14 protein-coding genes are annotated in these 13,131 nt (G+C 49.9%); 6 read left to right on the forward strand and 8 right to left on the reverse strand.

The features are described from left to right. Positions 1–128: 128 nt before the first annotated feature. The 7 genes from folA to rplU all read right to left on the reverse strand — a co-directional run bounded on the left by folA (position 129) and on the right by rplU (position 4,930). Entirely contained in the window at positions 129–608 is a 480-nt protein-coding gene (gene folA / locus NHN17_RS23880) for a type 3 dihydrofolate reductase (protein WP_255045164.1), read from the reverse strand. Positions 609–638: 30 nt separating this feature from the next. Then, positions 639–1,112 carry a threonine/serine exporter family protein gene (locus NHN17_RS23885; protein ID WP_373689591.1) on the reverse strand — a complete coding sequence of 158 codons (474 nt, stop codon included), beginning with the start codon at positions 1,110–1,112 and terminating at the stop codon, positions 639–641. Then, positions 1,109–1,900 (reverse strand): threonine/serine exporter family protein, encoded by a 792-nt coding sequence (locus NHN17_RS23890; RefSeq protein WP_255045166.1) that lies wholly within the window; start codon positions 1,898–1,900, stop codon positions 1,109–1,111. Before NHN17_RS23890 ends, NHN17_RS23885 begins: the two co-directional genes overlap by 4 nt. A 127-nt stretch (positions 1,901–2,027) precedes the next feature. Continuing rightward, on the reverse strand, positions 2,028–3,212 hold the full coding sequence (gene cgtA, locus NHN17_RS23895) for an Obg family GTPase CgtA (RefSeq protein ID WP_255045168.1): 1,185 nt from the start codon (positions 3,210–3,212) through the stop codon (positions 2,028–2,030). A 140-nt stretch (positions 3,213–3,352) separates the two neighbouring features. After that, complete coding sequence (locus tag NHN17_RS23900; RefSeq protein ID WP_255045169.1) at positions 3,353–4,276, reverse strand: DMT family transporter; 924 nt, start codon at positions 4,274–4,276, stop codon at positions 3,353–3,355. Positions 4,277–4,342: 66 nt separating this feature from the next. Further along, positions 4,343–4,600: a 50S ribosomal protein L27 gene (gene rpmA, locus NHN17_RS23905; RefSeq protein WP_007467532.1), complete on the reverse strand. Its 258-nt coding sequence runs from the start codon at positions 4,598–4,600 to the stop codon at positions 4,343–4,345. Between the two features lie 18 nt (positions 4,601–4,618). Continuing rightward, on the reverse strand, positions 4,619–4,930 hold the full coding sequence (rplU, locus tag NHN17_RS23910; RefSeq protein WP_039456406.1) for a 50S ribosomal protein L21: 312 nt from the start codon (positions 4,928–4,930) through the stop codon (positions 4,619–4,621). Positions 4,931–5,331: 401 nt separating this feature from the next. Between rplU and ispB the strand changes: the two genes are divergently transcribed. Together ispB and NHN17_RS23920 are read left to right on the forward strand one after the other, a co-directional pair. Further along, positions 5,332–6,303 (forward strand): octaprenyl diphosphate synthase, encoded by a 972-nt coding sequence (ispB, locus tag NHN17_RS23915; protein WP_255045170.1) that lies wholly within the window; start codon positions 5,332–5,334, stop codon positions 6,301–6,303. Positions 6,304–6,455: 152 nt separating this feature from the next. Next, positions 6,456–6,647, forward strand: a complete 192-nt coding sequence (locus tag NHN17_RS23920) for a hypothetical protein (RefSeq protein ID WP_255045171.1) — start codon at positions 6,456–6,458, stop codon at positions 6,645–6,647. Positions 6,648–6,734: 87 nt separating this feature from the next. Here the strand turns inward: NHN17_RS23920 and mdh are convergent, their stop codons facing one another. Then, complete coding sequence (mdh, locus tag NHN17_RS23925; protein WP_255045172.1) at positions 6,735–7,673, reverse strand: malate dehydrogenase; 939 nt, start codon at positions 7,671–7,673, stop codon at positions 6,735–6,737. Between the two features lie 368 nt (positions 7,674–8,041). Between mdh and argR the strand changes: the two genes are divergently transcribed. From argR to NHN17_RS23945, 4 genes are all read left to right on the forward strand, one after another. Continuing rightward, positions 8,042–8,512, forward strand: a complete 471-nt coding sequence (gene argR / locus NHN17_RS23930) for a transcriptional regulator ArgR (protein ID WP_255045173.1) — start codon at positions 8,042–8,044, stop codon at positions 8,510–8,512. Positions 8,513–8,844: 332 nt separating this feature from the next. Beyond that, positions 8,845–9,813, forward strand: coding sequence for a TAXI family TRAP transporter solute-binding subunit (locus NHN17_RS23935; protein ID WP_255045174.1), 969 nt, complete (start codon positions 8,845–8,847; stop codon positions 9,811–9,813). Between the two features lie 113 nt (positions 9,814–9,926). Beyond that, positions 9,927–12,506 carry a TRAP transporter permease gene (locus tag NHN17_RS23940; protein WP_255045175.1) on the forward strand — a complete coding sequence of 860 codons (2,580 nt, stop codon included), beginning with the start codon at positions 9,927–9,929 and terminating at the stop codon, positions 12,504–12,506. A 91-nt stretch (positions 12,507–12,597) separates the two neighbouring features. After that, the gene (locus tag NHN17_RS23945; protein ID WP_255045176.1) at positions 12,598–13,086 is read left to right on the forward strand and encodes a universal stress protein; all 489 of its coding nucleotides are present in this window, start codon (positions 12,598–12,600) and stop codon (positions 13,084–13,086) included. Positions 13,087–13,131: the final 45 nt, after the last annotated feature.

Genomic DNA, 13,131 nt, shown 5'->3' on the forward strand with positions numbered 1-13,131 from the left:
CAGAAAAGCCATCGCTAAACATCACTAGCACTGAGCAATCAGGGTTGATGGCGATGGCTTAAACCGATCTGAGGTTAAAAAGGCTTGCCAATTGGCAAGCCTTTTTAATCCGATCGCTACTGGGTTGGTTAGCGCTCCAAAATCACAAACCGCATATCATGGGCATTTTTCTCGTCTGCCGTATACGATTCGCAGTGCACTTCCTGCCAGTTTTCTCCCCAGTCAGGAAACTGGGTATCACCTTCAACATCTAAATCAATAAAGGTCAGGTAAAGGCGGTCGGCCTCTTCCAAGCAAGCAGCGTAAATACTGCCGCCACCGATCACCATCAGTTCATCGACATCGCCGGCAGCTTGTTTGGCCGCATTGATATCAGCAACCACAGTGACCCCTTCGGCTTGGTAATCAGCATTGCGGCTGATCACGATATTGTGCCGGCCCGGCAAAGGGCGGCCAATGGACTCGAAGGTTTTGCGGCCCATCACCACCGGCTTGCCCATCGTGACTTTCTTGAACCAAGTAAAGTCGGCAGGTAGATGCCACGGCATGGCATTATCTTTACCGATGATCCGCGCCTTAGCCATCGCGGCAACCATACTGATCTTCATTGCTTTCTCCTCTATTCCTGTCGGCAAGAGTTATACCACAGGACGACGGCGATAAAACAGCAAGCCGGGCATCGCCAGGCCGATTGCGAGAGATGCCACGATAAATACCGCCTTAAGCATGTTTTCAACTAACAATCCCCACAGCTCAGGGGTAAATCCCCGGTGGTTGATTTCAACCAAGGCAATCATCGCTTTAAAGGCGAACACCCCCGGTACCATAGGGATCATCGCCGCAACGGTAAACACCTTGGGGTGGGCCAGAAAACGGTGTGACCAATGAACACCTATCACCCCGACCAACGTCGCTGCACACAAGGTCGCCCACTCAATCGGCAGCCCCCCGTGCATTAAAGCAAAACGACAGCCATGGCCCAGTGCGCCACCAATGGCACAATACTTCAGTGCCTTCGGCGGCACATTGAACACCAACGCAAAGCCGACCGCTGGGATCATGGCAAAAAACATATCATTGAGCAGAGCGAGCAAAAATGTGGTGGAAATCATGATAGCCATCCCCATACACCCAGTACATTCATGGCCGCTACGATTCCCATACTGGTCGACAAGGTCAGCAAGCTGGCCATGGTCCAGCGGGCGATCCCCATATTGGAATATCCTTTGACCATGTCTGAAATCGCGTTAATAAGCGGGAAACCTGGCACCAACATCAATACCGATGAGGCCATAGCCAAAAACGGAGCTTCGCCGATTTGATACACTTGCCCGACCCCGGAAATCAGAGTGGTCACAAAAGCGGTAACACCGAAGTTGAGCAGTGGATTGAAATGGCAGTGAGCAATCTCCTGACGGACAAACATGCCCACCGCCGATGCCACGAAGGTCAAAGCGAACACTGGCCAATCCCCGCCCGCTAGGCGGCTGAAAGAAGCACACGACAGACCGATCATCACGATCACCAGATACCGGTTATAGCGCATGGGCTTGATCTTCTCTAGCCGTTGGTGTACTCCGTTGACATCCAGCACCCCTCGTTCGGCCATGATGCACACCCGCTGGATTTCGGTCACCACCTGCATGTTGATACCGCGGTCTTGGCATCGGCGAGTGGTCGTGATGCAACGCCCATGGCTAAGGGTCGTCAGCACCATGGAACTGGCAGACAAGGAGACCTCAACACTGTCGACACCCAAAGCTAACCCCAAGCGCCTGGCTACATCCATCACCAAAGTACTTTCCGCTCCATGTTGCAACAACCGCTGTCCCGCCAATACCGCAAGGCGAGAAATCTCCCGCTGTACCGGCTCGGTCAATGCCCCGCTTGACTCTTCCATTGTGTCTTCTGCCTCAAATCTGTGAACTGGATGATGAATTATCATACAATTTTACGAATATCAGCTTGATTCGGCACAAAAAAACCGCCCTTGCAGGCGGTTTTTCATCGTACTGAGTACTTATTGGTTACGGCTTGTAGATGATCTCTACATCGTAATCGTCTTCGTTCCAATCATCCCAGTCGTCATCATCATCGTCATCACTCTTCTCAGCGTTTTTAATTTGCTGTTCGTGATAATCATCCCACTTGAACTCAACTTTCTTCTCTTCAGACTCTTCGTCATTATCTTCAAAGTCAACAGCAGGCATTGATTCTATCTGACGCATAAGATCGTAGGTAAGCTCTTTGGTTCCCGTACGATTTAGTGCCGAGATACAATAGTAATCATCGTCCCATGCCAGAGCGTCTAAGATCTCTTCGATCTTCTCTTGCGCTTCTTCTTCTGGCATCAGATCAGCTTTGTTAAATACCAGCCAACGCGGTTTATTGGTTAGCTTTTCACTGTACTGGTTAAGCTCGTTGATGATTGTAAATGCATTTTCAATCGGGTCTGAGCCATCAGCTGGTAGCAGATCGATCATGTGCAAGAGTACACGACAGCGCTCAAGGTGCTTCAAGAAACGAATACCCAAGCCGGCACCGTCAGCAGCACCCTCAATCAAACCCGGAATATCGGCAACAACAAAGCTACGCTCGCTATCAACACGAACCACACCTAAGCTTGGCACCAGAGTGGTGAACGGATAATCAGCCACTTTTGGTTTTGCCGCTGATACAGAACGGATGAATGTCGATTTACCTGCATTTGGCAGACCAAGCATCCCCACATCAGCCAATAACAATAGCTCTAGTCGAAGGTGACGAACCTCGCCCTTGGTACCCATTGTTTTCTTACGCGGAGCACGGTTTACAGAAGACTTAAAACGGGTGTTACCCAAACCATGGAAACCACCTTTAGATACCATGATCTTCATGCCATGCTGCGTCAAATCGGCAATGACTTCACCGGTCTCTTCATCGACAGCACGGGTACCAACTGGAACGCTTAAGACCTTGTCGGCACCACGTTTACCAGTACAGTTACCACCGCGACCATTTTCGCCACGTTCAGCGGCATAAAATTTTACAAAGCGATAGTCAATCAATGTATTGAGGTTTTCATCGGCCAGTAGGTAAACATCACCACCGTCACCGCCGTCACCACCGTCAGGTCCGCCTTTCGGTACATACTTTTCGGTACGGAAACTAACGGTACCATTACCACCGTCACCAGCATCGGCTCGAATCACCGCTTCATCTACAAACTTCATCTCTTTCTCCGCACTGTGGCGTTAAAACTCTTCAACCCGGATCGCTCTGTCCAAGTAGCTATTAACCTATTGTACAACCAAATGTCATGCTTATCTGACCTTTTGACACGCACAACCGCGGGCAACGCTGGTGCCCAGTATTACTTTCGCTTCAGCAAGCGATGACCGATAGCACTGAACATCGCACCACCGACAACGACCATAGCTCCGGCATAACCCCATTGGTTCAGGGCTGCTGGCGCGACATAGTCAGGCCAAATTAAGCTGGCCAGATCCACAAACAGGATCGTGAACAAAGGCGCCAAAGTGATCACCGCACTAACCTGTGATGCCTGCCAGCGTGCCATCGCTTCGGCGAACGCCCCGTATCCCACTAGCGTGTTGAGGCAGCAAAAAATCAGCATACCCAACTGGCGGGGATCCATTATCTGGATCTGGCTTGGTGTGGCGACCGGCGTCAGGATCAAGGCGCAGATCACGTAGATCATTAACAAGATCTGCGACGACGAAAACTGACGTAGCATTCGCTTTTGGGCCAAGGCATAAACCACCCACACCATCGCAGCAGCGACCGCCAGCAACACACCGGTGGTATACGCGCTCATGCTGGTAAACAGCTCAGCCAGACGCTCGTTAAAAAACAGTAGCAACCCGGTCAATAGGGCTATCACGCCCACAACCTGGTGCTTGCCTAGCGTTTCTTTAAACAACCAGACGCTGGACAACAGCAACATCATTGGTGCCAGCTGCATAATCACCTGGACAACAGCCGGGTTTAGGTACGACAACGAACTGTTGAACAGTACAAAGTTACCTGCAAGCCCCAAGCTTGCCAGCAACATAAGAATAGCTCCCTGACGCCCTAGCCTACTAAGGCTTGGCAGATTACGTCGGTAAGCTAGCCACAGGCCTAATCCAGTGGCCGCTGTCATGAATCGATACCAGACGATGGTAAAGGGATCCATCACCTCGACAGCCTGCTTCATTGCAATGGGCAGCGCTCCCCAAAATACGGCGGTCAACAACGCCAGGGACATCCCAACAAAGGGATTTTGCTGTGGCATAAAGCCCCCCATAAACAAAAAGCCCCGCCAGTAGGCAGGGCTTTATCATTCGTGTCGAGACTGAAATTATTCAGCTTCGATAGAAACGAATTTACGGTTCTTAGGACCTTTAACTTCGAACTTCACTTTACCATCAGATAGAGCGAATAGAGTGTGGTCTTTACCTAGGCCTACGTTGTTACCTGCGTGGAACTTAGTACCACGCTGACGTACGATGATGTTACCTGCTAGTACAGATTCGCCACCGAAACGCTTAACACCAAGACGTTTACTTTCTGAATCGCGGCCGTTACGAGTAGAACCGCCAGCTTTTTTGTGTGCCATCTTTAAATTCTCCTGTTATTAAGCGCTGATGCCAGTAATTTTGACTTCAGTGAACCACTGACGGTGGCCCGCTTGCTTACGAGAGTGCTTACGACGACGGAACTTAACGATTTTTACTTTATCGCCACGACCGTGTGTAACTACTTCTGCAGTTACTTTACCGCCAGCTACAAAAGGTGCGCCTACAGTCACTTCTTCGCCGTTAGCGACTAGAAGAACTGAGTCGAATTCAATGCTAGCGCCAGTTTCAGCGTCTAGTTTTTCTAAGCGTAAGGTCTGGCCTTCGCTTACACGGTGTTGTTTACCACCACTTTGGAAAACAGCGTACATGTCTTACTCCGCTTGTCCGCATAGGCCATTTGCCACGTATAACTTGGGCAATGGGTATGCGCTTAATCTTGTCATCAATAGGGCGCGAATGTTACGCGAAATCAGGGCTACTGGCAAGCGCTTGTGCAAAGAAAATTGGCGAAAAGCTGGTCAGTAATAAAAGTCATTGATTTAAACGCAATCGAGGTTATGAAGATTGCAGCATTTTAGTGTAATATTCGATAATTAATTTATATCGGTTGATGAACAAATCTTAACTATGCAACCCCTTTGAACCTTACTGTGAGCCACTTCCCATCCTAATTGGGCTGGTTTTTCAGCTTGGGTCAAAACCCGTTAAGCCATCAACCGACACGCATAACAATCCGCCGGGTGCGGCACATTATTTTGCTGGATGTACAATGGATTTCAAAGCTATCCAAGCGCTCACTGCCAATGATATGGCACAAGTCGACGCGAAGATACTGGCTCAACTGAACTCAGATGTAGCCCTCATTAATCAACTAGGTTTTTACATTGTCAGCGGCGGCGGCAAACGCATACGCCCGATGCTTGCTGTACTGGCAGCCCGTGCCCTTGGTTACCAAGGTGAACAGCACACAACCGCTGCGGCATTTGTGGAATTTATCCATACTGCGACTCTGCTACATGACGACGTCGTCGATGAGTCGGATATGCGCCGTGGTAAAGCCACCGCCAATGCTATGTTCGGTAATGCGGCCAGTGTCTTGGTGGGCGATTACATCTACACCCGCTCATTCCAGATGATGACTAGCCTACGATCGTTGCGGATCCTTGACGTCATGAGCGAAGCAACCAATGTCATCGCTGAAGGGGAAGTACAGCAGTTAATGAACTGCAACGATCCCGACACTACCGAAGACAGCTATATGCAGGTCATCTACTCCAAGACAGCCCGTCTGTTCGAAGCCGCAACCCAGATCTCCGCCATCTTGGTAGACGCACCAGAAGAGATTGAGCGGGCCCTGCAAGACTACGGGCGCTACCTCGGCACCGCCTTCCAACTGATCGACGATGTACTGGACTACAATGCCGACGGTGATGAGATGGGTAAAAACGTCGGTGACGACCTGGCCGAAGGCAAACCGACCCTTCCTCTGCTTCACGCGATGCAACATGGTAATACAGAGCAATCTGCGATGATCCGAGAGGCGATTGAGAAAGGCAATGGCCTTGATAAGCTAGAGCCGATCCTTGCGTGTATGAAGCAGGCCGGATCGCTTGACTATACCCAACAACGAGCGGAAGAAGAGGCCGAGAAAGCGATTGCCAGCCTAGCTCCGATTGGCGATAGCGAATACAAAGTCGCCTTGATTGAACTGGCCCACCTAGCGGTCCACCGCAACAAGTAACGCTATCATATTGCTTAATTAAGCCTGCCAATCGGCAGGCTTTTTTTATGACCAGATCCCAGCCAAAGACCGTCATCACTCATTGCAATCACAATATTCTATAGTTATATCAATAAAGGCTGGATCATTGATGATCATGTCAGGAGGCCATTATGCAAGCAAAAGAGCTCAAGTCTGGTATGTGGGTGGAGTTTCAAAATGGGGTCGCCGAAGTCATCGACGTGGATCAAGAACACAACACCGTGATCATTGAGAGCATGAAAGATCATCGCCGGATCAATATCAACTGTAATGATCTTGTCGACCAGCCTCAACTGCACACCGGCTGTGATCATTATTATTAATTAATGACGACGATCTTCCCTCATTTTCACTCTGTGTAGATAAAAAAGAAGCGGCCCATTGGCCGCTTCTTTTAATTCGCTTACAGATTACTTCGCAGCAAACTCTTCGCCTTTGGCGATGTCACCATGAAGCGTATCCATCATACCTTCCAGCGCTTCTTGCTCGAATGCACTCAGCGTACCGTAATCCATCACTTCTTCGACGCCTTCTTTGCCTAGCAAGATAGGTTGTGCGAAGAAACGTGCATGCTTGCCATCACCTTCGACATAAGCACACTCAACCTGGCCAGTCTCACCTTGCAGTGCACGAACCAAAGAAAGACCAAAGCGACAAGCCGCCTGACCCATAGAAAGAGTTGCAGAGCCACCGCCCGCTTTTGCCTCTACCACTTCGGTACCGGCATTCTGGATACGTGGTGTCAGCGCCTTAATTTCTTCTTCTGTGAACTCAACACCTTCTACCTGTGAAAGTAGCGGTAGAATTGTCACACCAGAGTGACCGCCGATTACCGGTACACGGATCTCACCTGGGTCGACATTTTTCAGCTCAGCGACAAATGTCTCAGAGCGAATAACATCCAGTGTGGTCACACCAAACAGCTTGCGCTTGTCATAAACACCCGCTTTTTTCAACACATCAGCGGCGATAGCAACAGTGGTGTTTACAGGGTTAGTGATAATACCCACGCACGCTTTTGGACAAACCACGGCAATTTTTTCAGCCAATGACTTCACGATACCTGCGTTCACATTGAACAAGTCGGCACGATCCATTCCTGGTTTACGGGCAACCCCCGCAGAGATAAGAACAACATCAGCACCTTCGAGTGCAGGCGTTGGATCTTCACCGGCATACCCCTTGATAGAAACAGGAGTTGGGATATGGCTCAAATCAGCCGCAACACCTGGTGTTACAGGGGCAATATCATACAAAGCCAGATCCGAACCCGCTGGCAGACGATTTTTAAGCAACAGGGCAAGAGCCTGACCGATACCACCGGCCGCACCAATTACAGCAACTTTCATGTTCGTTCTCCTTACGATAGAAGTATATAATTTCAGACCTAATCATATGAAATCACAGTTGATTTAAAACACTGATTTCATATCACAAGCAGAACTGACGTTATAGTAACCGATAAAGAAATTCAATCAGATGCCACCAGCTTTGCGATATCACGCATAGGCAAGAACAAAATGTGCTACATCCCTATAACATCCCCTCTTGAATCATTGACGTTCACATAGAGTAGAGCCTGCATATTCATCAATAACTATTCACTTTCTACGTCTAGAATGGTGATGCATGCACCAGTTTACTTGAACACTGTTTGCTTGAATCCAAAAAATTGTGCCAGAATACAGCACCTCGTCCCTGGACATGATATTTACTTATGCGAAATTCAGATAAACAGGAGCGCTTAGTCAAAGCGTTCAAATTAATTCTAAAAGAAGAGAAATTCAGCTCTCAAGGCGAAATCGTCGACGCATTGAAAGCTCAGGGGTTCGACAATATCAACCAATCCAAAGTCTCTCGCATGTTGACGAAGTTCGGTGCAGTGCGTACCCGTAATGCGAAGATGGAAATGGTCTACTGCCTGCCAATCGAGCTTGGCGTACCCACAACAAGTAGCCCTCTCAAAGAGTTAGTGATGGAAGTTGGCTATAACAGCGCTTTAGTTGTTATCCATACCGGCCCGGGTGCAGCCCAAGTTATTGCCCGCTTACTAGACTCTCTTGGCAAAGCTGAAGGGATCTTAGGAGTGGTTGCTGGCGACGATACCATCTTTATCACCCCAACCAATACCATCTCAACAGAAGAGCTTTACGACTCTGTCTGCGATCTGTTCGACTACAGCAAGTAATTGCTTATCCATACCACGATACTAGGCAGCAAACGATGCGATTGACTGCCTAGTATAGTGAGAGTTATGTCACAATAAGACAAACTTTCACCGAATCGCCACGCCTAGCACAAGCCATTGATTGCTTTAAATAATTATTCCATCCCCTCTTACTGTCAGTAACTATTTCCACGTTGTAATCGCCCCACTCTCATTAACATAGTTTTAAACTTATTACTTTGTTTTGATATCATTAACCAGATTCAGCGATGAATTACCCTCAGGTAGGCACGCCTTACCACAGATGGAAAAGGCTTTTCTCTGGAAATAACAACAATTAGGAAGGGACAAACATGGCATTTAAGCGATTCGTCAAAGTCAGTGCACTTGCTGCTGCAGTAATGACCACTGGCATGGCCAATGCCCAAGACTTCATCACTATAGGAACCGGCTCTGTAACGGGTGTTTACTACCCGACTGGTGGTGCAATTTGTAAGCTCGTCAACAAAGACCGTAAAGAACACAATGTTCGCTGTTCAGTCGAGTCTACTGGTGGCTCGATCTATAACGTCAACACCATGCGTGCTGGCGAGCTAGACTTCGGTATCGTCCAGTCTGACTGGCAGTACCATGGCTATAACGGTACCAGCAAGTTCGAAGAACAAGGGCCATACAAGAAACTACGCGCAGTGTTCTCACTGCACACCGAACCGTTCAACATCATTGCCCGTACCGACGCTGGCATCAACGGTGTCGAAGATCTGAAAGGTAAGCGTGTGAACATCGGTAACCCTGGCTCAGGCGACCGCGCCACCATGGGTGTTGTCATGGACGCGATGGGCTGGACCAACAAAGACTTCAAACTGGCTTCCGAGCTAAAAGGCTCCGAGCGTTCACAGGCGCTTTGCGACAACAAGATTGACGCCTTTGTTTATGTCGTCGGTCATCCAAACGGTTCGATCAAAGAAGCCACCACATCTTGTGATGCCAAGCTGATCCCAGCAACGGGTCCTAAAATTGACCAAATCGTGGCAGACAATCCGTACTACGCCAAGAGCACCGTACCGGGTGGTATGTATAAAGGAACAGATGGTGACGTCAATAGCTTCGGTGTTGCAGCAACACTGGTGTCTTCTAGCGACGTATCAGATGACGTTGTCTACGCTGTCGTGAAGTCAGTGTTCGAAAACTTCGATACCTTCAAACGTCTGCACCCGGCTTTTGCCAACCTCAAGCCTGAAGATATGGTCAAAGATGGCTTGTCTATCCCGCTACACCCTGGTGCCGTGAAATACTACAAAGAAGCAGGCTACCTGAAGTAAGCCAGCTGATAGGCAACACTGTCCAGCAAGTGCCGCATCATGGCGCTTGCTGTTTCTCGTATTTATCCCAAGAAATTCTAATCACACCCTAGCCCATCGAAGAAGGATTATGCATGACGAAGACAACGCAATCGTCGACAGATGTGCAAGATATGGTGGCTCAGGCGGATACCGGGGCACGGAGCCCGATTGGACTGGCTGGACGTATCCTGTGGTTTGTTCCACTCTGTTGGTCTCTGTTCCAACTTTGGTACGCTTCACCGTTACCGTTTATTTTCAATTTTGCCGTCCTGAACGACACCGAAGCCCGTTCTATTCACTTGGCCTTTGCCATCTTTCTGGCATTTACTGCCTACCCAGCACTGAAACGCTCACCACGTGACCGGATCCCACTGGTCGACTGGATCCTTGCTCTTGCAGGGAGTTTTGCCGCTGCCTATATCTATTTGTTCTACACCCAGCTAGCCGGCCGCTCCGGTGCACCGACCCAAATGGATATCGTGGTCGCGGTCATCGGTATGGTGCTGTTGCTTGAGGCAACCCGACGCGCACTGGGGCCACCTCTGATGGTCGTCGCAGCCGTATTCTTGCTTTACACCTTCGGCGGCCCGCACATGCCGGATGTCATTGCCCATAAAGGGGCCAGCCTCAATAAGGCAATGTCGCACCTTTGGCTAACCACTGAAGGGGTGTTCGGTATCGCGGTCGGCGTATCGACCTCGTTTGTCTTCCTCTTTGTATTGTTCGGGGCCATGCTCGAGCGAGCAGGTGCTGGAGCCTACTTTATCAAAGTCGCCTTTTCGCTACTGGGTCACATGCGGGGCGGTCCAGCCAAAGCAGCGGTTGTCGCCTCCGGGCTATCAGGTTTGGTCTCTGGCTCATCGATTGCCAACGTAGTAACGACCGGTACCTTCACAATCCCGCTAATGAAAAAAGTCGGTTTCCCGGGCACCAAAGCCGGTGCCGTAGAAGTCGCGGCCTCAACCAATGGCCAGTTGACTCCACCGATCATGGGGGCAGCAGCCTTCCTGATGGTTGAGTATGTGGGGATCTCGTATGTCGAGGTCATCAAGGCTGCCTTGCTGCCGGCACTCATTTCCTACATCGCTCTGATCTACATTGTTCACCTAGAAGCCTGCAAAGCAGGGATGTCTGGTCTGGAACGTCGTTACAAGCCGACACTTGCCCAGAGCCTGTTGTCTTTCTGCGGCACCATTCTCGCCTTGGTCGTTCTTAGTGCGCTGGTATATTACGGGGTCGGTTGGACCAAAGATGTATTTGGAGCCGCAGCAACACCGATGATTGCCATGGTGGTCCTGATCGCTTATGTGGCACTAATCAAAGTCGCTGCTGACTATCAAGATCACACGCTAGAAGATCCAAACGCTGAGATCACCGAAGTCCCGGATCCGGGGCCGACGATGAAGTCCGGTCTTTACTTCCTGCTGCCTATTGTCGTCTTGGTATGGTGCTTAACGGTTGAACGCTTCTCGCCGGGGCTATCCGCTTTCTGGGCGACCGTGTTTATGATCTTTATTCTATTAACTCAACGCCCGTTACTGGCGATGTTCAATAAGGAAAAGACGCTAGCTGAAGCTGGGAAGGAAGGGGTGGTCGACTTGCTTGAAAGCTTGGTATCCGGTGCCCGCAACATGATTGGGATCGGTGTGGCAACAGCGGCAGCCGGTATCGTGGTTGGCGTGGTTACCCTAACCGGGATTGGGCTGGTAATGACCGAGTTTGTCGAGTTTATCTCGGGTGGTAACATCATATTGATGCTGCTTTTCACCGCGTTGATCAGCTTGATCCTCGGAATGGGTCTGCCGACTACCGCCAACTATATCGTGGTCTCAACCTTGATGGCACCGGTTATCGTCACCCTTGGGGCTCAGAACGGCCTGATCATCCCATTGATCGCCGTCCACTTGTTCGTGTTTTATTTCGGAATCCTTGCCGATGACACTCCTCCGGTAGGCTTGGCAGCCTTTGCGGCAGCCGCCATCGCCAAGAGCGACCCTATCCGGACCGGTATCCAAGGCTTTACCTACGATATCCGAACCGCCATCTTGCCGTTCATGTTTATCTTCAACACCCAACTGTTGATGATGAATATCGACTCTTGGTGGCACCTAATGCTGACAGTCACTTCGGCAATAATAGCGATGCTGACCTTCTCCGCGGCGACACAAGGATGGTGGTTTACCAAAACGAAATGGTGGGAGGTCGTGGCATTGCTGCTGATCACCTTCACTTTGTTCCGGCCGGGATTCTGGTGGGATATGGTCTACCCGCCGAAGCATGAGATGCCAGGCACCTTGATCGCGGATGCGGCGGATAAGCTCGCTATTGGTCAACCGTTAGAACTGCAAGTTAGCGGGGAAAACCTGGAAGGAAAGTTTGTCACCAAACACGTGCTACTGCCGTTTGATGAAGAAGCGGTATCTCCCGATGATCGTATCGACTCCACCGGCCTGATGCTGCGTCAGGATGACGATAAAATGATCGTCGACATGGTTGAGTTTGGTAGCCCAGCCGAGCAGGCTGGCATCGACTTCGACTGGGAGATCACTACTGTTAGCCTTCCGGCTGCTCGTCCAATGAAAGAGTGGGTATTTATACCTACGTTACTGCTATTGGGGACACTAGGCTGGAATCAACGCAGGCGGGCTAAAACCTTAAGCCACATCAAGTAAACCGCAAATCTGGCCCTTTCATCACGAAAGGGCCAGCCTTATTTGGTATACACTAAAAGAAGCCTCTCCCTTCGAGAACAAAGAGAATAGTATGTATAAGCAAATCTTGGTTCCGGTCGACCTTAATGATAAAGGATTCGCAGACAAAGCGGTTGAATTGGCTGTCTGGCATGCCCAGCACTCCAATGCCACCATCCACTTGCTTAACGTGCTTCCCGGCATTCATATGGCTATGGTATCCAGCTATTTTCCCAAGGATGCAGCCCGCAAAATGATGCAGGACACCCAGCAGCAACTCAAAGCTTTTGCCGAAACCTACATTCCGCCGGAAATTGTCCATCACCAGCATGTCTCTGAAGGGAAAACATGGACGACGATTTTGGATCATGCCGAGCGGGTTGGAGCTGATTTGATCATCATGCCTAGCCACAAAAGATCTGGGCTGGACAAAGTGATGCTGGGTTCGGTCGCTGCTAAAGTGGTAGAAAACTCCCCGATCAATGTGCTGGTTCTCAAACCGCAGGCCCATCTGGCCGAATCTGGCGGGAGTTATACCAATCTAAGTAAAAATATGATCTAATTGAGGTTACTCTTTCAGACAGTCACATCGCTATGGATAGCCTCA

The organism is Photobacterium pectinilyticum (genome assembly GCF_024357955.1).
GTDB classification, from domain to species: Bacteria; Pseudomonadota; Gammaproteobacteria; order Enterobacterales; family Vibrionaceae; genus Photobacterium; species Photobacterium pectinilyticum.

Bases quoted from the DNA above. Each gene is read 5' to 3' on its own strand.
- NHN17_RS23945 (WP_255045176.1), top strand. From the start codon at position 12,598: ATGTATAAGCAAATCTTGGTTCCGGTCGACCTTAATGATAAAGGATTC.
- ispB (WP_255045170.1), top strand. From the start codon at position 5,332: ATGGATTTCAAAGCTATCCAAGCGCTCACTGCCAATGATATGGCACAA.
- NHN17_RS23935 (WP_255045174.1), top strand. From the start codon at position 8,845: ATGGCATTTAAGCGATTCGTCAAAGTCAGTGCACTTGCTGCTGCAGTA.
- argR (WP_255045173.1), top strand. From the start codon at position 8,042: ATGCGAAATTCAGATAAACAGGAGCGCTTAGTCAAAGCGTTCAAATTA.
- NHN17_RS23940 (WP_255045175.1), top strand. From the start codon at position 9,927: ATGACGAAGACAACGCAATCGTCGACAGATGTGCAAGATATGGTGGCT.
- mdh (WP_255045172.1), bottom strand. From the start codon at position 7,673: ATGAAAGTTGCTGTAATTGGTGCGGCCGGTGGTATCGGTCAGGCTCTT.
- folA (WP_255045164.1), bottom strand. From the start codon at position 608: ATGAAGATCAGTATGGTTGCCGCGATGGCTAAGGCGCGGATCATCGGT.
- NHN17_RS23900 (WP_255045169.1), bottom strand. From the start codon at position 4,276: ATGCCACAGCAAAATCCCTTTGTTGGGATGTCCCTGGCGTTGTTGACC.
- rplU (WP_039456406.1), bottom strand. From the start codon at position 4,930: ATGTACGCTGTTTTCCAAAGTGGTGGTAAACAACACCGTGTAAGCGAA.
- rpmA (WP_007467532.1), bottom strand. From the start codon at position 4,600: ATGGCACACAAAAAAGCTGGCGGTTCTACTCGTAACGGCCGCGATTCA.
- NHN17_RS23890 (WP_255045166.1), bottom strand. From the start codon at position 1,900: ATGGAAGAGTCAAGCGGGGCATTGACCGAGCCGGTACAGCGGGAGATT.
- cgtA (WP_255045168.1), bottom strand. From the start codon at position 3,212: ATGAAGTTTGTAGATGAAGCGGTGATTCGAGCCGATGCTGGTGACGGT.
- NHN17_RS23885 (WP_373689591.1), bottom strand. From the start codon at position 1,112: ATGATTTCCACCACATTTTTGCTCGCTCTGCTCAATGATATGTTTTTT.
- NHN17_RS23920 (WP_255045171.1), top strand. From the start codon at position 6,456: ATGCAAGCAAAAGAGCTCAAGTCTGGTATGTGGGTGGAGTTTCAAAAT.